General features: G+C 71.8%; 16 protein-coding genes. 7 read left to right on the top strand and 9 right to left on the bottom strand.

Annotated elements, in window-relative coordinates; translation table 11 throughout:
- Positions 1-40: 40 nt before the first annotated feature.
- From ABD331_RS08930 to ABD331_RS08915, 4 genes are all read right to left on the bottom strand, one after another.
- A complete protein-coding gene (locus ABD331_RS08930; RefSeq protein WP_344472458.1) occupies positions 41-1483 on the bottom strand; it encodes a carbohydrate-binding protein in 1443 nt (480 codons plus the stop codon).
- Complete coding sequence (locus tag ABD331_RS08925) at positions 1480-3045, bottom strand: chitinase (RefSeq protein WP_344472457.1); 1566 nt, start codon at positions 3043-3045, stop codon at positions 1480-1482. Before ABD331_RS08925 ends, ABD331_RS08930 begins: the two co-directional genes overlap by 4 nt.
- 285 nt (positions 3046-3330) lie before the next feature.
- On the bottom strand, positions 3331-5157 hold the full coding sequence (locus ABD331_RS08920) for a M14 family metallopeptidase (protein WP_344472455.1): 1827 nt from the start codon (positions 5155-5157) through the stop codon (positions 3331-3333).
- Between the two features lie 72 nt (positions 5158-5229).
- Entirely contained in the window at positions 5230-5922 is a 693-nt protein-coding gene (locus tag ABD331_RS08915) for a nitroreductase family protein (RefSeq protein WP_344472454.1), read from the bottom strand.
- A gap of 95 nt (positions 5923-6017) precedes the next feature.
- Between ABD331_RS08915 and ABD331_RS08910 the strand changes: the two genes are divergently transcribed.
- The 4 genes from ABD331_RS08910 to ABD331_RS08895 are packed head-to-tail and all read left to right on the top strand — an operon-like array spanning position 6018 to position 9762.
- Complete coding sequence (locus ABD331_RS08910; protein WP_148435191.1) at positions 6018-6488, top strand: Lrp/AsnC family transcriptional regulator; 471 nt, start codon at positions 6018-6020, stop codon at positions 6486-6488.
- A gap of 48 nt (positions 6489-6536) precedes the next feature.
- Complete coding sequence (locus ABD331_RS08905; RefSeq protein WP_344472451.1) at positions 6537-7448, top strand: ATP-binding cassette domain-containing protein; 912 nt, start codon at positions 6537-6539, stop codon at positions 7446-7448.
- The gene (locus tag ABD331_RS08900; RefSeq protein ID WP_344472449.1) at positions 7445-8206 is read left to right on the top strand and encodes an ABC transporter permease; all 762 of its coding nucleotides are present in this window, start codon (positions 7445-7447) and stop codon (positions 8204-8206) included. Before ABD331_RS08905 ends, ABD331_RS08900 begins: the two co-directional genes overlap by 4 nt.
- Complete coding sequence (locus tag ABD331_RS08895) at positions 8203-9762, top strand: CocE/NonD family hydrolase (protein ID WP_344472447.1); 1560 nt, start codon at positions 8203-8205, stop codon at positions 9760-9762. The genes ABD331_RS08900 and ABD331_RS08895 overlap by 4 nt, the downstream gene beginning before the upstream one ends.
- On the opposite strand, the gene ABD331_RS08890 is transcribed toward ABD331_RS08895, so the two are convergent.
- Genes ABD331_RS08890 through ABD331_RS08875 form a run of 4 tightly spaced genes read right to left on the bottom strand, consistent with a single transcriptional unit; the run spans position 9735 to position 15950 of the window.
- On the bottom strand, positions 9735-13022 hold the full coding sequence (locus tag ABD331_RS08890) for an AfsR/SARP family transcriptional regulator (RefSeq protein WP_344472445.1): 3288 nt from the start codon (positions 13020-13022) through the stop codon (positions 9735-9737). The two genes, ABD331_RS08895 and ABD331_RS08890, sit on opposite strands and share 28 nt — an antisense overlap.
- Before the next feature lie 42 nt (positions 13023-13064).
- Positions 13065-13664, bottom strand: a complete 600-nt coding sequence (locus tag ABD331_RS08885; protein ID WP_425565969.1) for a hypothetical protein — start codon at positions 13662-13664, stop codon at positions 13065-13067.
- Positions 13661-15052, bottom strand: a complete 1392-nt coding sequence (locus tag ABD331_RS08880; protein ID WP_344472443.1) for a selenium-binding protein SBP56-related protein — start codon at positions 15050-15052, stop codon at positions 13661-13663. The genes ABD331_RS08885 and ABD331_RS08880 overlap by 4 nt, the downstream gene beginning before the upstream one ends.
- 31 nt (positions 15053-15083) lie before the next feature.
- Positions 15084-15950: a TIGR03619 family F420-dependent LLM class oxidoreductase gene (locus ABD331_RS08875; RefSeq protein ID WP_344472442.1), complete on the bottom strand. Its 867-nt coding sequence runs from the start codon at positions 15948-15950 to the stop codon at positions 15084-15086.
- 118 nt (positions 15951-16068) lie between these two features.
- Here ABD331_RS08875 and ABD331_RS08870 point away from each other — a divergent pair, with 118 nt between their 5' ends.
- From ABD331_RS08870 to ABD331_RS08860, 3 genes are all read left to right on the top strand, one after another.
- Positions 16069-17244 (top strand): serine hydrolase domain-containing protein, encoded by a 1176-nt coding sequence (locus tag ABD331_RS08870; protein WP_344472440.1) that lies wholly within the window; start codon positions 16069-16071, stop codon positions 17242-17244.
- 52 nt (positions 17245-17296) lie between these two features.
- On the top strand, positions 17297-17956 hold the full coding sequence (gene leuE / locus ABD331_RS08865; RefSeq protein WP_344472438.1) for a leucine efflux protein LeuE: 660 nt from the start codon (positions 17297-17299) through the stop codon (positions 17954-17956).
- Positions 17957-18170: 214 nt separating this feature from the next.
- Positions 18171-18812: a VC0807 family protein gene (locus tag ABD331_RS08860; RefSeq protein ID WP_148435181.1), complete on the top strand. Its 642-nt coding sequence runs from the start codon at positions 18171-18173 to the stop codon at positions 18810-18812.
- Positions 18813-18821: 9 nt separating this feature from the next.
- On the opposite strand, the gene ABD331_RS08855 is transcribed toward ABD331_RS08860, so the two are convergent.
- A complete protein-coding gene (locus tag ABD331_RS08855; RefSeq protein ID WP_344472435.1) occupies positions 18822-19958 on the bottom strand; it encodes a sensor histidine kinase in 1137 nt (378 codons plus the stop codon).
- Positions 19959-20333: the final 375 nt, after the last annotated feature.

The following is a 20333-nucleotide window of genomic DNA, read 5'->3' as shown; positions in this document are numbered from 1 at the left end:
TCAGAGGCCCGCGGGTCTCGCGGGCGGGCCGCTCAGCGGGCTAGAAACCCGCGGTGACGCGGGTGAAGTCCCAGTCGGACTGCGCGATGCCGCTGCAGTTCGAGACCACGCCGCCACCCGGGCAGGGGCGGTCGCGGTTGACGGCCCAGTAGGCGAGCCTGGTCAGGCCCTTGGACTTGGCCCAGTCGCGGATCTGGGTCCAGGTCGCGACCGAGGTCATCTCCTGCTGGTCGGACAGGCCGTTCATGCCGGAGATGCCCATGTGCGCGTAGGCCTGGGCGTCGGTCCAGCCGAACGCGCTCTTGAGCGCGTTCTTCAGGCCCTCGGAGGCGTTGACGGTGTCCTGGTAGATGTTGGAGCTGCCGAAGTCGAACGGCATGATCGTGTAGTTGTCGATCGGCACGCCGAGCGCCTTCGACTGGTTGATCAGGCGGATGCCGTGGCTGTTGGGGCCGGTCCGCGTGGTGCCGAAGGTGACGACGACCTTGACGTTCGGGTTGTTCGCCTTGACGATCTTGAGCGCGTTCAGGATGCGGTCCTGGACGGTGTAGTTCTCGAACTCGTCGGTGTTCTCGATGTCGAAGTCCACGACGGCCGGGCCGACGGCGTTGATGACCTGCTGCACCGCGTTCGCGAACGCCTGCGGGGTGGAGCAGTTGGGGCCGAGCTTGTTGCCCTGCCAGCCGCCGAAGGAGATCTGGACGCTGCCGCCCTTCGACTTGATCGTGTTGATCGCCTGCTGGTCGGCGCCGCCGGTCAGCGCCCGGTTGCCGTCCCAGGCGGGGGTGCAGCCGCCGCTGGACAGGATGAAGGCCATCGTGAACGACTTCACGCCCGTCGCGTCCATGACCGTGCCGGGGTTGGGCGGGTTGCCCCAGCCCATGTAGAGGTAGGGCGCTCCGGCCATCTTGGTGGGGTTCTCGCCGCCACCGCCGCCGGCGGAGGTGGTCGCGGTGACCGAGTTGCTGACGCCGGACAGGTTGCCCGCCGCGTCGCGGGCCCGGACGGTGTAGGTGTAGCTGGTGCTCGCGGCGCGGCCGGTGTCGGTGAAGGAGGTGCCGGTCGCCGTCGTGACGAGGGTGCCGCCCCGGTAGACGTTGTAGCCGGTGACGCCCACGTTGTCGGTGGAGGCGTTCCACGCCAGGGAGACGCTGCTGGAGGTGACGCCGGTCGAGCGGAGGTTGCCGGGCACCGACGGGGCCGTGGTGTCGTTGCCGCCGCCACCGCCGCCGCCCTGCTTCCACAGGGCGGGCACGTTCGGCGGCTCCCAGCCGGGCTGGGAGGTGTGCGCCTGGATGCACGTGTAGTCGACGCCGTTGTAGGTGACGACCGCGCCGATGGCGTAGGAGGTCCACGGGGCCCAGGCGGCGGCGAGCTGTTGCACCGCGCCGTACGCCGCGGGGGCGGCGGTGGCGAGCCCGGCACCGGTCAGCGCGAGGGCCAGTCCTGCCACCAGTGCGGTGAGTTTGCTACGAAATTTCATGGCATTCCCTGGAGGTGGGGCTTGACGGTCTTGGAGAACGACCAGTTGTTGCTCGCGTCCCAGTTGATGGACCAGGTCATCGCGCCCCTGATGTCCGGGTAGGCGCGCGGTGGCACGAAGCTCCCGCAACTGGTGCGCTTGGCCAGGCAGTCGAGCGCCTGGTTGACGAGGGCGGGCGCGACGACGCCGCCGCCCGCGGCTCCCGGCCCGGCGGGCAGGCCCAGCGCCACCTGGTCGGGGCGCAGCCCGTTCTCCAGCTGGATGCAGGCCAGGGCGGTCATGAAGTTGACCGAGCCCTGCCCGTACGCCTGGGCCTGGTCGCAGCCGAGCATGGAGCCGGAGTTGTAGAACTGGGTGTGGACGACCGTGAGGATGTCCTTGATGGACAGGGCGAGCTTGAAGTACTCCATCCCGGTCGACTGCATGTCGATGGTCTGCGGGGCCATCGTGATGATCAGCCCGGAGCCGGCCTTGGCGCGCAGCGACCGCAGCGCCTGCGCCATGTAGGTGGCGTTGAGGCCGTTCTCCAGGTCGATGTCCACGCCGTCGAAGCCGTAGCTCTGCATGAGCGCGTACACCGAGTCGGCGAACCGCGTGGCCGCCGCCGCGCCGGCGACCTGCACCCGGCCGGCCTCTCCGCCGACCGACAGGATGACCTTCTTGCCGCGCTGGTGCAGGGCCTGGACGTCGGCCTTGAACTGGGCGTCGGTGTAGCCGCCGACCGCGGTCGCCAGCCCTGGATCGACGGCGAAGACGACCTCTCCGGCGGTGGCCGTGGCCTCGCCGAAGGCGATCGCGACGAGGTCGTACTCGTTCGGCACTGCCGACAGCTTCAGCTCGGTGGCGGCGTTGACGAAGTTGTGCCAGTAACCGGTGAGGAAGTGCCTGGGCAGCGTGCCGCCGCCCGTGCAGCCGGTGGTGGTGGCGGTGGCGTCCTGACCGGGCGACTCGCCCTGCGCGTTGTACGCCCTGACCGTGTACGTGTGGGTCTCGCAGGCGGCCAGACCGCTGATCGTCGCCGTGGTGGCGGTGGTCGTGGCCTTGAGCGCGGTGCCCTCGTAGACGCGGTAGCCGGTCACCGTGCCGGTGGCGGCGCCCCAGCTCAGGCTGATCGCGCTGCCGGTCGCGGTGGCGCTGACGGCTCCGGGAGCGCCGGGCACGCCCGGGTTCGTGGTGCCGCCGCCGCAGGAGGCGCCGTTCAGCGTGCAGCCGGTGATGCCGGGGAAGTTGCCTGGGCTGCCGTTGAAGCCGAAGCTCGCACTGGCCCCCGGCGCGAGCGGGGCGGCCCAGCTCGGGTTGGTGAACGTGTAGTGCTGGCCGCTCCTGGTCATCACCGCGTCCCAGGCGGAGGGGATGGTGAAGCCGGAGGGCAGGTCGAACTGGACGTTCCAGCTCGGCAGTGCGGTGGTGGTGCCGTTGGTGACCGTCACCTTGCCTTCGAAGCCGGAGCCCCAGTCGGACACCTTGACGAAGGTGGCGGTGGCGGCCGCGGCGTGGGCGGGCAGGGCTTGCAGGCCGAGGGCGAGGGTGGCGAGGGTGAGGAGAATCGCGCGTAGTCTCACGGGGTTCTTCCTTCAGGGGAGGTGCGTGCCGTACGGCTTGCGCCGGGGGGTGAGAGCGCAAGCCGTACGGCACGGCCCGCGGAGGTGATGGCACGGGCCTTTGGGGGGTGTCGGCGCGAGTAACCTTGCAGCGGTTGTTAGGTTTTGTCCGATTGATGATTACTTTTAGGAAAGTTTCCTAAGAGTTGTCGCGATCGTAGCTTTGACACCGGATGCTTACAAGACCCAAACACGACTCCGCCGCACGGGGGCCGGAATCCCGTGCGGCGGAGTGGGGGTTGAAGGTTACGGTTGCTGGGTGATCCTCACGTCGTCCACACCGGCCTCGACCAGCGACGCTCCTGAGGCGTCGGCGGCGTCGACGAGGATGCGGACGGTCTGCCCGGCGAAGGCGTTCAGACTCGCAGAAGCCGTGGCCCAGGCGCCGTTGCGGTTGGTCGCCGCACCGGCCTGGTTGAGCACCGTCGAGGTGGTGCTGCCGACCACGCGCACACGCAGGTAGTCGGCGGTGGAGGCGTTCGAGCCGTGCGCCAGGTACCACGAGAACGACAGGTTCAGCGCGCCGGTCGAAGGCAGCGTGATCGGCGGCGACTGGATCGAGGTGATCCCGCCGTCGATGTCGTTCGCGCCCGCGGACGCGCCCGCCAGCCGGCCGGTCACCAGGTCGTTGGCGCCGCTGACCGTGGTGCCGAGCTGCTTGGCGCCGCTGGACGTGGTCGCCTCGGGGTCACCGCGCTCCCACTGGCCGAGGGTCGCCGTGTCCGTGGCGCCCGGGTTCGCGGTCCAGCCCGTGGCCGACTCGAAGGTGTCCTGGTAGACGGTGATCGGCGGGTTGCCGGTGCCGCAGTACTGGGCCTCCTTGCCGATGATGCGGTAGACGCAGTCGGAGTACTCCAGGAAGCGCAGCACCGCCTCCCTGTTGCGGGTCGTCTGGGGCACGATCTGCTCGTCCGGCGGGTAGAAGCCCGGGCTGGAGCCGGTCGGGTACATCTCGAAGGTGAAGCTGAAGATCTTGTAGACGCCCCACATCCAGTCGTCGATGGTGCCGTCGGTGATGTAGAGGTCGCTGGCCTGCTCGGGCGTGTACCCGTTGGTGGAGGCCATGTTCTGGCCGAGGGTGGCGTGCGCGTCCCTGTCGTCCTGGGTCAGGCCGGGGGCGGTGTCGTTGAAGGTGTAGCCGTAGGGCCACAGGATGAGCTCGCTGTAGGTGTGCCAGTCGATGTGCGACTTGATCTGCTGGACGCCGCCGACCACGCGGCTGCGCACCCAGTTGGCCGCCGCCCTGACCTCGGGCGCCGACTCCGCGCTGGCGCCCCGGTACGTCTCGCTCGACGTCGTGCCGGACGAACCGCCGCAGCAGCCCCAGTTGTAGGCCCAGTTGCGGTTCATGTCGGTGCCGACGGCCGAGGAGCCCGAGTTGGGCTGGCGGTTCTTGCGCCAGGAGCGGTAGGCGCCGGTGGCGATGTCGTACTCGCCGCCGTCCGGGTTCATGTCCGGCATGATCCAGATTTCCCTGGTGTTCACCAGGTTGGTGATCCGCGCGTCGCTGCCGTAGTTGTCGGTGAGCAGGTGCATGATGTACAGCGCCATCTCGACCGTGAGGTGCTCGCGGGCGTGCTGGTGGGCGGTGAACAGGACCTCGACCTCGTTCTCGTCCGTGCCCACGTTGTCGCTGATCTTGATGAGGCGGAGGTTCCTCCCTTCGTAGGAGGTGCCGTAGTTGGCCTGGCTGATGAGGCCCGGATGGGCCGCGACCAGGGCGTTGATCTCCGCGTTCATCTCCGCGTAGTTGTGGTACTGCGAGTCCGCCGGCGGGAAGTCAAAGGCGTCGACGGACGGGGGTGTCGGGCGCGGCACCTCCGCCACCCGGTAGCCGAGCCGCTTGATGGCGGACACCTCGGCTTCCGTGGCCGTGACCAGGACCGAGTCCTTGGCCACCTCCTCGATGGCGGCTCCGGTGGCCGCGACGGCGCTGCGCTGCTGTGCGTCGACCGGGCCCGACACGCGGTACTGCTTGTTGGGCGGCGGCTCGGCGGTGGCACCCGCGCCCGTCATGCCGGTCAGGCTGATCAGGCTGAGGGCTGCCAGCAGGATGACAAAACGGCGTTTCACCTCGTCCTCCTCAGGCGCTCGGGATGGGGTTGCTGACTCGCGCCTGAACTGAGAGTGATGAGGTTGCCAGACCTAGGAAAGGCCCAAATTTACGGACATCGGGATCAGGGTTTCCTGCAGGGGCTTCCTGGCCAGATCGGGCACCTCGCTGCCCTCGGCCGCGTACCCGACGGGGAACAGGATGTAGGGCCGCTCGTTGGGCGGGCGGCGGCAGATCTCGCTGAGGAAGGCCATCGGGTTCGGCGTGTGCGTGAGCGTGGACAGGCCCATGACGTGCAGCGCCGTGATGAACAGGCCGCAGGCGATGCCGACGCTCTCGTTGACGTAGTAGTGCCTGACCTTCTCGCCCTCGGGGGTCAGGCCGTACTTCTCGGCGAAGCAGACCACCAGCCAGGGCGCCACCTCCAGGTACCCCTTGTCCGAGCTGGTCTCCATCGGCTCCAGGGCCGCCCGCCACTCGGGCGGCAGCCGCCCGCCCTCGTAGTTCTGCCGCTCCTCGACCTCTGCCGCCTCGCGCACCCGCCGCTTGGTCTGCGCGTCGCCGATCGCCACGAACTTCCACGGCTGCTGGTGCGCCCCCGACGGCGCGGTGTTGGCGGCCCGCACGGCCAGCTCGACGCACCGGTACGGCACCGGCTCCGGGCTGAACTGCCGCACGCTGCGCCGCCGGTCCACCAGCCGGTGGAACTCCTCGCCGCGCCTGACCATCTCCTCGGGCGCGTAGCGCTCCGGCTCATAGGGAACGAAAGGGTGCTGGTGCTCCATAAGATCCGAAGTCTCCGGCCCGGTTGCCGTATCTGACAACAGTGCCCCTCGCATGCTGCCGATCTGACAGTGAAACCCCGCTATGGGAGGCGAATATGCCAGCACGCCGCCACGGTCTCGACGATCTGGACCGCGACCTGCTCCGCCTGGTCGCCGAGCGCCCGCGCAGCGGCCTGCTGGAGATCGCCCGCCTGCTGGGGGTGGCGCGCGGCACCGTGCAGGCCCGGCTGGACCGCATGGTCGCCGACGGCGTGATCACCGGTTTCGGCCCCGAGCTGTCCCCCGCCGCGCTCGGCCACCCGGTGCAGGCGTTCACCACGCTGGAGGTCGAGCAGGCGGCCCGCGAGCACATCTCGGCGACCCTGGAGGCGATCCCCGAGCTGCTGGAGGCCTACATCGTGACCGGTCCAGGCGACGTGCTGTGCCGGATCGCGGGCCGCGACCACGAGCACCTCCAGCAGGTCATCGACCGGATGCTGGCCGTGCCGGGGGTGCGCCGCAGCACCACCGTCATCACGCTGTCCACGGTGGTGCCGCACCGCGTGATGCCGCTGACAGGCCCCTGACAGGCCGGTGCCAGGCCGATGCCAGGGCGGCCCGGCACCGTTCCTGGCATGACGTACGCGATCGAAGCAGAAGGGCTCGCCAAGCGGTACGGCGACAAGGCCGCACTCGACGGCATCGACCTCCATGCCAGGACCGGCACCGTGCTCGGCGTCCTGGGCCCGAACGGCGCGGGCAAGACCACCGCCGTGCGCATCCTCGCCACCCTGATCGCCCCCGACGCGGGCCGGGCCCTGGTCGGCGGGCACGACGTGACCCGCGAGCCCGGCAAGGTCCGCGAGCTCATCGCGCTGACCGGCCAGTACGCCTCCGTGGACGAGAAGCTCACCGGCACCCAGAACCTGGTGCTCATCGGCCGCCTGCTCGGCCTGACCAGGGCGGCGGCCAAGGCCAGGGCCGCGGAGCTGCTGGCCCGCTTCGGCCTGGAGGAGGCGGCCGGCCGGTCGGCGGGCGGTTACTCGGGCGGCATGCGCCGCCGCCTCGACCTGGCCGTGAGCCTGGTCGCCAGGCCGCGGATCCTGTTCCTCGACGAGCCCACCACCGGCCTGGACCCGCACGCCCGCGGCGACCTGTGGAACACGGTCAGGGGGCTGACCGCCGACGGCGTGACGGTGCTGCTGACCACCCAGTACCTGGAGGAGGCCGACCAGCTCGCCGACGACCTGCTGGTCATCGACCGGGGCCGGGTCGCGGCGTCGGGCACGCCCGCCGAGCTGAAGGCGCTGGCGGGCGGGCACCGGCTCGACGTCAGGCCGCTGCACGCGGCGGACCTGGAGAAGGCCGGCAGCATCCTCGGCGTCCGCGCCGCCGACGGCGTGCTGACCCTGCCGGTCCACGACCTGGCCGTGCCGCCCGCCGTGCTGCGGAAGCTGGACGACGCGGGCATCGTGCTCGCCGAGCACTCCCTGCGGCTGCCCTCCCTGGACGACGTCTTCCTCACCCTCACTGGAGAGAAGCGATGATCACTGCTGTCAACCAAGGACTGACGCTGGCCTGGCGCAGCCTGATCCCGCTGCGGAACAGCCCAGGGCAGCTCTTCGGCCTGCTGTTCCAGCCCGTTTTCATGATCGTCATTTTCGTGTACCTGTTCGGCGGGGCGGCCGGGGGTGACCGGGCGGGGGCGGTGGCGTACATGCTGCCCGGCGTGCTCGTCCAGGTCGCGCTGATGGCCACGATCACCACCGGCATGAACCTGGCCACCGACATCGGCAACGGCGTCTTCGACCGGTTCAGGACGCTGCCGATCGCCAGGTCCGCGCCGCTGACGGGCCGGATCATCGCCGACCTGCTCACCATGCTGATCACGGTCGCGATGTCGCTGGCCGTCGGGTACGCCGTCGGCTTCCGCATCACCACCGACCCGCTGCGCGCGCTGGCCGGGATCGGCCTGGTGCTGCTCATGACCACGGCGCTGAGCTGGGGCTCGGCCTGGATCGGGCTGGTCGCCAAGTCGGTCACCTCGATGCAGGGCCTGGCCACGGCCGTGCTGCTGCCGCTCACGTTCGGCAGCAGCGCCTTCGTGCCCGCCACCGACATGCCGGGCTGGCTGACCTGGTGGATGGGGGTCAACCCGGTCTCCCACCTGGCCGGAGCCCTGCGCGGCCTGCTGGGCGGCGGGGCGGCGGCGGCCGACCTGTGGATCACCGTCGGCTGGAGCGCCGCGCTGCTCGCCCTCTTCACGCCCCTCGCCCTGCGCGCCTACAACAGGAGAGTCCGATGATCGAGACCACCGAGACCATGACCACCCGTGACGGCGTGCGGCTCGTCGCGACCGCGTGGCGGCCCGATGGGCCTGGGCCCTTCCCCGTGCTGCTGTCGCGCACCCCCTACGGCCGGGGCCTGGCCGGGCCGGGGTTCCACCTGGACGTGCCCCGGCTGGTGGCGGCCGGGTACGCGGTCGTGGCGCAGGACGTGCGCGGCACCGGCGACTCGGACGGCGAGTTCCGGTTCATCAGCGGCGAGGCCCGGGACGGCCACGACGCGGTGCGGTGGGCGGCGACCCTGCCCTGGTCCGATGGAAATGTCGGCATGTACGGTGATTCATACCTGGCGATCACGCAGCTCCTCGCCGCCCAGGAGCGGCCCGAGGGCCTGCGCGCCATCGCGCCGCACGTCTCCCCCGCCGGCCTGTACGAGTGCGTGTACCAGCCGGGCGGCGTCCCCAACCTCAACGTGATCCTCACCGTCAGCCTGATGGTGCTGGGCCCGCGCGAGCTGGACCGGCGCATCGCCCGCGGCACGGCCACCCCGCAGGACAGGCAGGCGTACCTGGCGGCGGCCTCGCGGCTCGGCGAGCTGTTCGACCGGCTGCCGCTCGCCGACCAGCCCCTGCTGGCGGACCTCGTGCCCTTCTACTCGGCCTGGATGGACACCCCCGACCCCCGCGCCCCGCTCTGGCGGGACGGCGTCGTGGACCACTCCCGCATCGACGTGCCCGCGCTGGTCAGCACCGGCTGGTACGACTACTTCCTGGACGCCTCCATCGAGCACTACACGCTGCTGCGCGGAGACTCGCGGCTGGTCGTGGGCCCGTGGACGCACTTCACCCACGACAGGGACATCTGCGGCCGTGACTACGGGGAGCACGCGAGCCAGGACGCCGTCGACTGGACCGGCCTGCACCTCGACTGGTTCGGCCACTGGCTGCGCGGCGAGCCGATGCGCGACCAGGCCAAGGTGCGGATCTTCGTGATGGGGGACGACGCGTGGCGCGAGGAGGCGGACTGGCCGATCGCGCGGGCCCGGCGCACGGCGTACCACCTGGGTCCGGGCGGCACGCTCTCGACGACGCCGGGCACCGGCGGGTCCTGGAAGTTCGTCAGCGACCCCGGCGACCCGGTGCCCACGGTCGGCGGTGCCGTCATGGCGTTCGACGGGTTCGGCCCGCTCGACCAGCGCCCGCTGGACCAGCGCGCCGACGTGCTGCGCTTCGTCAGCGAGCCGCTGACGCGGCGGGTGGAGGTGAGCGGGGCCGTCGAGCTGGTCGCCCGCGTGTCCACCACCGCTCGCAGCGCCGACCTCACCGCCAAGCTGATCGACGTGCACCCGTCAGGACGGGCCGAGCTGCTCACCGACGGCGTCGCCAGGGTGAGCGGCGGCACGGCCCCCGGCGAGGTGACGGTGCGGCTCGGGGCGACCTCGAACGCGTTCCTGCCGGGGCACCGGATCAGGATCGACCTGGCGGGCGCCAACTTCCCCAGGTTCGCCAGGAACCCCGAGAAGGGCACCACCACGGTGCACGCCCCCACCTACGTCGTGCTGCCCACCATCGCGTAGACCTCGGGCATGCCCATCGCGGCGCCCTGCGCGAAGCAGGCCTGGAACCGTTCCGCGCCGAGGGCGGCCCTGGCCGCCTCGACGCCCTCGGCCGTCTCGGGCGAGCCGTCGGCCGGCTCCACCGCCGAGGCGGCCCCGAACAGCACGGCCGCCCGCTCCTGGTCGCCCCCGGCCTGCGCGATCAGCCCGAACCCGGCCAGCGTCACCGACTGCAGCGGCCGGTCGGGGACCACCTCGCCGAGCGTCCGCAGTGCCCGGTGGTGCTCGGCCAGCGCCCCTTCCACGTCCCCGCTCCACAGCAGCGCGCGGCCGTAGGCGGTCCTGAGCGACACCTCGAACTGCATGACCGGCACGACCTCCGGCAGCAGGGCGAACAGGTCCCGGTACAGCGCCAGCCCGCGCTCCAGGTCGCCGGTGCGGACGGCGTGCCCGGCCTCGGCCTGGCCGAGCTGCATCCGGGCGAACGCGCTCGCCTCCCCGCCCCCGCCGTCCAAGCCGGCCCGCGCCCTGGCCAGGTCCCCGCCCCCGCCGTCCAAGCCGGCGCGCGCCCTGGCCAGGTCCCCGCCCGCGCCGTCCAGGCTGGCGCGTGCCCTGGCCAGGTCCTGGCCCGCGCCGTCCAGGTCGCCGGCCCTGGTGCGCAGGTCCGCCAGCCTGACCAGCGTGGAGACGGCCTCGTCGGCGCTGACCCACGGGCTGGTCAGCTCCCAGGTCTCGGCGATGAGGTCGTCGGTCGGCGCGCCCCGCTCGGCCCGGACGGCGGCCAGCCCGAGCAGCGACTCGGTCAGCCCCCACCGGTCCCCCAGCGTTTTGAACCCGGCGACCGCCCGCTCCAGCCTCTCCTCGCTGCCACCCCTCCCGCCCCTGCCGCTGATCATCAGGGCGGAGCTGGCCAGCCAGAGGTCGTCGCCCGCCACGTAGGAGTCGAGCAGCTCGGCGGCGTGCTCGTCGAGCCCGGCGGCGAAGGCCATGACAACCTTGCTCAGCCGGAGCATCGGATGCACCGGCCCCTCCCGGTCCGCGAGGTCCACCAGGTCCTCGATCCGCCGCCACAGCGCCCGCATCGCCTCCCGGTCGTTGATGATCGAGCCGAACCGGTTGACGCCCCAGGCGAACATGCACGCCGTGTACGCGCCCGCCAGGCCGGGCGGCGGCGTCTCCCCCACCAGATCGAGCACCTGCGTGGCCCAGGCGGCGCTCTCCCGCCGGTAGCCGCACATCCACCAGAACCAGTTCAGCCCCGCGCACAGCCGCAGCGCCAGCTCGGCGTCCCGCTCGTCGAGCGCCCAGCGCAGCGCCGCCGCGAAGTCGTCGCGCTCGGCGGCCAGCCGCTCGATCCACTCGATCTGCGCCGCCGTCCGCAGCTCGGGGGTCGCCCGCTCCACCAGGTCGCGCAGGTACACGGCGTGCAGCCGCCGGTACGCCCCCGCCTCGCCCGCCTCCTCCAGCCGCGCGGCGGCGTAGGCGCGGATGGTCTCCAGCATCGCGTAGCGGCCCTCGGGCGTGACCTGCACCAGCGACTTGTCGGCCAGCGCGCCCAGCACGTCCGCCGTACCGCCGCACACCTCCTCCACCGCCTCCAGCGTCGCCCCGCCCGCGAACACGCCCAGCCGCCTGGCCAGCACCCGCTCCTGGTCGTCCAGCAGGTCCCAGCTCCACTCGACCACCGCCCTGAGCGTCTGCTGGCGGGGCAGCGCGGTCCTGCTGCCGCCCGTCAGCAGCCTGAACCGGTCGTCGAGCCGGTCGGCGAGCTGCCGGGGCGTCATGGTGCGCAGCCGCGCCGCCGCCAGCTCGATCGCCAGCGGCATCCCGTCGAGCCTGCGGCACAACGCCACCACGTCCTTGACGTTGCTCTCGTCGAGGGCGAACGCCGGTCGCGCGGCGGTGGCGCGTTCGACCAGCAGCCTCACGGACGGGTACGCCGCCGCCGTGCCCGGATCCGCACCCAGGGGCGGCGGTTCGAGCGGCGGCACCGGGGCCAGGTGCTCGCCGGGCACGCCCAGCGGCTCCCTGCTGGTGGCCAGCACGCGCAGCGCCGGGCACTCGGTGAGCAGCCGCTCGGCCAGCTCGGCCGCGGGGCCGACCAGGTGCTCGCAGTTGTCCAGGACGAGCAGCACCCGCCGCCCCGCCAACGCCTCCACGGCCACCGCGACGGGATCCGCCGCCCTCTCGAAGGCGAGCCCTGCCGGGTCCGCTGCTTTGTGACGGCCGAGTTCCTCCTCGGCCGGCCGGTAGCGTGGGCGGTCCTCGCGCAGGCCGAGCACTTCCAGGAGCGCCCCCGCCACGTCGCCGGGCTCGCTGACCGGGGCCAGCTCCACCATCCACACCCCGTCGAGCCCGCCGCCCGCCATCCGCAGCGCGACCTCGGTGGCCAGCCGCGTCTTGCCCGCGCCGCCGGGGCCGACGAGCGTCACGAGCTCCGCCTTGTCGAGCAGGCCCAGAAGCTGCTCCAGCTCCGCCTCGCGGCCGATGATGCCGGTCCTCGGCGCCCGCACGTTCCCTTTGTGCCGTACGGGCCACCGCACGGAAGCACCTTCCCCCGCCACGACGGCCTCTGACGCGTTGGGCCCCGCCGCGATGGCCCCCGACACGACGGCGAGGTGGGCGGCGCGGAGTTCGGCGCCTGGGTCGACGCCCAGTTCGTCGGCGAGCGTGCGGCGGGTGCGCTCGAACAGCTCCAGCGCCTCCGCCTGCCGTCCGGCGGCGGCCATCGCCCGCATGGCCAGCGCGCACAGCCGTTCCCGCAGCGGGTGCGCCGCCACCTCGGCACTCAGATCGACGGGCAGCCCGGCGGCCAGCCGCTGCTGGGCCCGGGTCTCGACGGCGGCCAGCCGCTCCTGCTCCAGCGCGGCGGCCACGTTGGCCAGCCTGGGGACGGCGGTGAGGTCGGCCAGCGCGGCACCACGCCACAACTCCAGCCCCGCCTCCACGTCCGCCGGTCCGGACCCCGGGGCCGACAGGCCCTGGCCCGCGGCCGACAGGCGCTTGAAGCGCAGCGCGTCCACGGAGTCCTCGGCCACGGTCAGCGCGTACCCGCCCGGCCTGCTCTCGACCACGTCATACGGCCGCAACGCCACCCGCAGCCGCCTGACCAGGGTCTGCAGCGCGTTCGGCCCGTTGGCGGGTGGGGCGTCCGGCCAGAGCGCGTCGATCAGCCGTTCGGCCGTGACGGTGTGGCCCGCTTCGAGCGCCAGGAGCGCCAGCAAGGCGCGCAGCCGGAGGCCGCCGACCGCGATCGGCCCGTGGTCCCCTTCGACCTCCATCGGCCCCAGGATGGATATCCGCACATGTCACATCTTGCCCGTTCAGACCTGCATCAACGTGATGGCCCCTGCCGCCACCAGTGCCAGCGCCCACATCCGGTCCACGTTGAACCACGCCCGCCGGAGCACCGTCAGCCCCGCGACCTGGTAGACGACCACGGCGACGACCCCCGCCACCGTGAACATCGCCAGCGTGTGCAGGGCCGCCACGCCCAGCCCTCCTGACGCGGCGTGACCGGCGTGACCCTCCGCCCGCAGGCCGGTGAAGACCGGCAGCAGCATCAGCCCGGCCCCGTGAGCGGACGACATCAGGAACGACCAGCAGGCCAGTTGCCACAGCGACAGCCGCATTCCCACCCAGCGGAAGTGCCTGCGCGACAGCAGCCGCCACAGGCCGAACCCCACCAGCACCAGCCCGCCGCCGACCGACAACACGGTGCCGGTGACGAGGGAGCCGGTGGCCGCCACTACCAGGGCGACCAGGGCCACCGAGGCGAGGTGGCCCAGGGCGATCATCGGGATCGACTGCAGCAGCCGGTCCATGCTGCGTTCCTGCAGACCGCGCGCGACGGCGAAGAGCCAGCCCATGGCCGGGTTGAGGCCGTGGAAGGCGCCGAGCAGGAGCACGGCGGCGAGCGTCACGGGTAGCAGTAGGAGTCGGAGGAGGCGTCACCGCCCTGCAGCCGCACCTGGTGGGGGCGCAGGCCGCGGAAGTCCTCGCCGTGGGGGAAGAAGCGGGTGTCGAACGTGAACGAGTCCGTGTCGATCTTGGCCATCCAGGCGCCCACCCCGTCGGGGTAGAACTGGTCGTCCCAGGCGCCGTACAGGGAGTTGGTCAGGTAGACGCGGCGGCCGTCGCGGCTGACCTCGACCATCTGCGGGCCGCCGCGCAGCGGGAGGGAGGGGTCGGCGGGGTGCGGGTCCTCGCGGCCGATGCCGCCCACCCGCAGCGAGGCCAGCTCGACCGGCTTGAACGGGTCGGAGACGTCGTACTGCTTGATCTCGCCGGTGCCCCAGCAGGAGACGTACAGGCGCTGGTCGTCCACCGACAGGTCGATGTCGCTCACCAGCGGCGGCACCGCGCCGAACGGCTGGAGGATCGGCGGGAGGCGGCTCGGGTCGGCGGGCTCCGCGGGGATGGAGATGACCTTGCGGGCCTGCCAGCGGCCGTTCTCGTGGAACCAGGTCCAGACGGACGCCGACAGGTCCTCGACGCTGACGACCACGCCGGCGAAGCCGTACAGGCGGGTGGGGTCGTGGGCGGGGCGCAGCTCCAGCGGCATCTGGTGCTCGTCGCCCAGGTCCACCTCCTGCACGTGGCTGCGCTTGCGCAGGTCCCAGAAGTGCAGCTTGTGACCGTACTTGCGGCCGAGCAGCAGCTCGCCGACCAGCCCCTCCTCGATCATGGACGGCGTGCCCCACTCCGAGGAGACGAGCACGTCCTGGTTGATGTGCCACCAGAAGTCGTAGGCCAGGTACTGCGGCCCCCGGTCCAGCTCCCACTGCCCGAGCACGTCGAACGAGGTGTGGTCGAGCACCGCGATCCCGCCGGGCCCGTCCCTGCCGTCGGCGCCGCCGAGCGCGGACACGTACAGACCCTCGGGGCCGCAGTGGACCGTGTGCGGGCGCGAGTAGCCGGCGCGGCGGGCCAGCGTCTCCGGCTCGATCACCTTGACCAGCTCGGGGCTGATCCGGTCCTTGGTGTCGAAGATGTGGATGCGCGAGGAGCGCAGGCCGGGCACGACCAGGTAGCGCCGCTCCACGTGCGGGTGCGGCGCGTTCGGGCACAGGGCGCTGCTGCACGCGTTCCAGCCGAAGTGGTGCAGCTCGTCGCCCGTGTCGGGCAGGTCGGTCCAGCCGGCGACGGTGCCGTACGCGGGCGAGGACGGGTCGGTGTCGATGACGGCGAGTGCGTCAGGCCGGGCACAGCTTCGGTCGAACGCGGCGACGTACGCCAGCTTCTCGGCGGGGGCGCCGGCGGCGTCTCTGGGGGATGGATAGAACGTGGGATCCGGGGTCCAGAGGGTCATCTCTCCAGATATAGCCCGATTCCCTACACGGTCAATAGGTAATGATCTTCGCGATGCGCTCGACCAGACCGTCCGCGTCGAAGCCGATCGGCTGCCACAACACGTGGTCGGCGCCCAGCGCCCTGGCCCGCGCCAGATCCTCCGCCACCTGCTCGGCCGAGCCGGTGAGCGGCGCGCGCTCGTCCAGCGGCCTGTCGCCGATCGTGCCGTTCACCTGGATCACCAGCGGGCCCTGCCCGCCGGCCTTGCGGTAGGCCTCGACGCCCTGCCCGAGCAGGTCCCAGTCGAACACCACCGTGACCAGCCCCATGCCGAGCGCGGCCACCCGCTCGACCGCGACCGGCGCCGCCGCGCCGCCGAGCAGGGTCAGCCCCACCGGCTTGGGCCCGATGCCCGACTCCGGGATCGTGTAGAAGCGGCCGGAGAAGCTCACCGGGTCGGGGCCCCAGCACGCGCGCATGGCCTCGACGTGCTCCGCGAAGCCCGCCCCGCGCCGCTTGACAGGCACGCCCACCCCCTCGAACTCCTGCTTCATCCAGCCCTGCCCCAGCCCGGCCCACAGGCGCCCGCCGCTGAGCCGGTCGAGCGTGGCCAGGCGCTTGGCGAGCACGACGGGCGGGTGGAACAGGGCGTCCACGACGTTGGTGCCGAGGCGGATCGTACTGGTCCTGGCCGCGAGGTAGGCGAGCGTCTCCAGCGGGTCGTACACCGAGGAGCTCTCCTCGGGCAGCGGGATGACCTGCTCCAGGCCGAGCATCCACGGCTCGGCGGGCCGCAGCAGGCGCTCGTAGGCCCACACGGCGCCGAGCCCGGCCCGCTCGGCCGTCTGGGCGACGCGGACCAGCTCCTCCGGGTTCGCCTGCGGGCCCGTCACGGGAAGCGCGATTCCGAGATCCATCTCGTGCTCCTTCCTTGTCTGCACTTCTGACCAGCGCAAGGGCGGAAAGTCATCGGTTTACAGGTGCCGGGTTTCGTGATGCATTCGGGAAATGACCGTGCATGGCACTTGTGACCCCATGTTCTCCCAGGTGCGCGAGGAGTTCGAGGCGAACCTGGAACACCGCGGCGAGCTGGGCGCCTCGGTGTGCGTGATCGTCGACGGGGACGTGGCCGTCGACCTGTGGGGCGGGCAGGCGGCGCCCGGCCGTCCCTGGGCGGGCGACACGATCGGGCACGTGTGGTCGTGCACGAAGGGCGCGACGGCGCTGTGCGCCCACGTGCTCGCCTCGCGCGGCGACCTCGACCTCGACGCGCCGGTGATCCGCTACTGGCCCGAGTACGGCGTGCGCGGCAAGGGCGGCACCCTCGTCCGGCACCTGCTGTCCCACCAGGCGGGCCTGCCCGCGCTGCGCGAGCCGCTGCCGCCCGGCGCCTTCTACGACTGGAAGCTGATGGCCGGGCGGCTGGCCGAGCAGGAGCCGTTCTGGGAGCCGGGGACCAGGCACGGCTACCACGCGCTCACGTTCGGCTATCTGGTGGGCGAGGTGGTGCGGCGGGTGAGCGGGCGCTCGCTCGGCACGTTCTTCCGCGAGGAGGTGGCCGAGCCGCTCGGGCTGGAGTTCTGGCTGGGGCTGCCCGAGGAGCAGGAGGGGCGGGTCGCGCCGACCGTGCCCGCCGATCCGCCGCAGGCGCCGGCCTCGTTCTACCTCAAGGCGTTCGGCGACCCGGCGTCGGTGCAGGCGGCGGTGCTGGCGCACGAGGGCGGGTACATGGCCGCCGGCGAGTCCGACAGCAGGGCCGCGCACGCCGCCGAGATCGGGGCCGTCGGGGGGATCACCAACGCGCGGGGGCTGGCGGGCCTGTACCGGCCGCTGTCGCTGGGCGGCGGCGACCTGGTGAGCGCGGAGCACCTGGCGCTCATGTCGCTGACCGCCTCGGCGGGCGCCGACGCGGTGCTGCTCGCGCCGACCCACTTCGCGCTGGGCTTCGTCAAGTCGGTGGACAACCGGCACCTGCCCGAGCCCGACAGCGAGGGCGTGCTGCTGTCGCAGAGTGCGTTCGGGCACGTGGGGATGGGCGGCTCGATCGGGTTCTGCGATCCGGCGGCGCGGCTGGCGTTCGGCTACACGATGAGCAAGCAGGGCGCGGGGCTCGGCGTGAACCCGCGGGGCCAGGCGCTGGTGGACGCGGCGTACCGGGCGCTCGGCCACCGGCAGTCCTACGGAGGCATCTGGTACGCACCGGACCGCTGACCACCGGATACCGTGATATGTCACCAGTTCTTCCCCAGGAGCAAGCGGCATCATGTTCTTCGGCATCACGGATTTCTGGGCCTACGTCATCGGCGCCTTCCTGATCATCCTCCTGCCCGGCCCGAACTCCCTGTACGTCCTGTCCTACGCCGCCCAGCACGGCGTCCGGCAGGGCTACCGGGCCGCGGCGGGCGTCTTCGTCGGCGACACGGTCCTGATGGTCCTCACCGCCGCCGGCGCCGCCTCGCTGCTGCGGGCCAACCCGCTGCTGTTCACGATCGTCAAGTACGCCGGCGCCGGCTACCTGGCGTGGATCGGCTTCCAGATGATCCGCGGCGCCTGGAGGTCGTGGCGCACGGCCCGCGCGGAGGGCGCCGCCCCCGTGGCCGCCGTCAAGACGGAGGCCCGCCCGCGCCCGTTCCGCAAGGCGCTGACGATCAGCCTGCTGAACCCGAAGGCCATCCTGTTCTTCCTGTCGTTCTTCGTGCAGTTCGTCGACCCGTCGTACGCCAGCCCCGCGCTGTCGTTCGTCATCCTCGGCGCGGTCATCCAGCTCTTCAGCTTCCTCTACCTGACCGGCCTGATTTTCTGCGGCACTTTCCTGGCCGCGCAGTTCCGCCGCCACCGCCGGCTCAGCGCCGGGCTCACCTCCGGCGTCGGGGCCGTCTTCCTGGGGTTCGGCGCGAAGCTCGCCACAGCGTCACTCGGATGAAAGCCGCATTCAAGGTTGCGCTGTTTTCGTGGAGACAGATGGAACGCGTCAAAAGAGGCGGTCTCATCACTCCTCCTCGGGTACGGTAAGCCACCGGCGCGCTTCCCGGGGCGGCGGTGCTGGCCGCATCGGTGACATCGTGCGAGCCATCTGGAATGCCTGGTCCCCCGAAGCCCGGGTAGACGTCGATCGTCGGCCTATCTGCGGAGCAGCCTTGAACCATCCACCGGTCACCCTCCCACGCCTCACCGCGCTCGCCCGGCAGGCGGCTCCCCGGCTGCTCGAAGGCGTGGTCGCCCCCCTCGCCGTCTTCTACCTCGCCATGGTGGCCCTCGGCTTCCAGTGGGCGCTGGCCCTCACGGTCGCCTGGGTGTACCTGGGCGTGGCGTGGCGGCTCGTCAAGCGGGTCAAGGTGCCCGCCACGATGTACCTGGCGGCGTTCGCGATCACCATCCGGGCGATCGTGGCGTTCTGGACCGGCACCTGGATGTGGTTCTTCATCCAGCCCGAGATGGGCACGATCTGCATCAGCATGGCCTTCCTCGCCTCCGTGCGGCTCAACAAGCCGCTGGTGCAGAAGCTCACGCTCGACTACATCCACCTGCCGTCCGCGGTGCTCAAGCACGAGCGGGTGCGCAGGTTCTTCGCCAGGATCACCCTGCTGTGGGCGTTCGTGCTGCTGATGAACTCCACGCTGAGCATCTTCCTGGCGGTCTACGAGTACCTCGGCGGCTCGCTCGGCGCGTTCATGATCATGCGCACCTCGGCGGTGGCCGTGATCAGCGGGACGGCGATCACGTTCTCCGTCATCGCCTTCAAGCGGCTGCTGCACCGGCTGCACGTCTCCCACGCCTGAGCCACTCCGCTAGCCCTCGCGGGGCAGCGACACGACCAGCTCGAAGCCGTCGCCCGCCGGCCCGGCGCTGAGCGTTCCCCCCGCCAGCCGTACGCGCTCGCGCAGCCCCGCCAGCCCCAGCCCGCCCGTCCTGGCGGTGGGCCGTGAGCGCGGCGGCCCGTTGCGGACGAGCACCTCGTGCGGCCCCACCGAGACCGACACCTCGGCCCCCGGCGCGTGCTTGGCGGCGTTGGTCAGCCCCTCCTGCACCACGGCCCCGGCCAGCCCAGGCACCGGCCCTGGAGCCAGGTCGAGCGAGATCGACATCCCGGAGCCGGCGGCCCTGCGCACCAGCTCCGACACGTCCTCCCCCACGGGGGACAGCGGCGCCGCGTCGCCGTCCTCGCGCAGCAACCCGATGATCTGGCGCAGCCGCTCGGTCGCGTCGGCCGCCGCGAGCCGCAGCTCCCCCGCCGCCTTGACCTGGGCGGAGGCCAGCCCGTGCGCCAGCTCCAGCCCCGCCGCCCTGACCGCGATCAGCGCCAGGTCGTGGCCGAGCGAGTCGTGCATCTCCCGCGCGATCCTGGCCCGCTCGCGCATCCTGGCCTGCGCCTCGGCCGACAGCCTGGCCTGCCGCCGCTGCTGCAGCAGCTTGCGGCGCAGCACCCCGAACAGGTACGGCACCAGGTAGGTGCCCGCCACCGCCGTGGTCATGGACACCCACAGGGCCAGATCGCCGCCCTTGCTCAGCACCACCACCACGCCGACCAGCGAGATCACGCAGAACGCCAGCAGCGCCGGCCATCCCCTGGCCATCCGCCGCCCGGTCAGGTACGCGTACCAGGCGATGAACGGCGACGTCGCCAGCAGCGGCAGGATCTTCACGTTCCGCCGGGGCAGCAGCCAGCTCAGGTCCACCGTCGCGAACCCCTCGCTGAACCGCCACGGCCCCAGCGGCAGCAGCAGCACCAGCGCGGCCAGGGGGTAGGGCCGGCCGACGAGCACGGCCACCGCGGCCAGCCCCCAGCGCGGCACGGTCACCGTGCCGAACCCGGCGGGATCCCTGAACGGGTCGGGCCCCATGGCGGCGACGCACACGCCGAGCGCGACGAAGAGCAGCACGTCATAGACCACCTCGCGGCGGTTCTCCCGGCGCAAACGCTTCACGGCACCGACGTTAGCGGCGGCCGGGGGATGCGGCTGCCGACCGACGTCAGGTGGCACCCCTGACGAAAGTCAGGGTGGGGCGCCGTCCACCCCCCAGGTAGGGCTAGCCCCACCACGAATGCGCCTATCTCCACTCCTGATTCCGCCTGCGCGAACGGGTTTGATCGTAGATGTCATCCGGAGATCGCACGCCGGCCCCCGACGAAAGTAGGGGGTAGTGCGTGCCGATCGTCCGATGTGCCGTGACCTGCGGGGTTTCTACCTTCAAAGGGTATCGGCCCTGATCCGTATCGGGGAAAGGGCCGCGTTCGACCGGGGGCATCCCCGATGTTCCCGGACGTCCCACGCCAGCAGGCTGTGGGGGTGCCCTAACGA

The sequence above is a fragment of the Nonomuraea monospora genome, assembly GCF_039531895.1.
Classification (GTDB): domain Bacteria; phylum Actinomycetota; class Actinomycetes; order Streptosporangiales; family Streptosporangiaceae; genus Nonomuraea; species Nonomuraea monospora.
The sequence above is the reverse complement of the archived record's forward strand: the minus strand, read 5'-3'. Positions and strand labels throughout refer to the sequence as shown.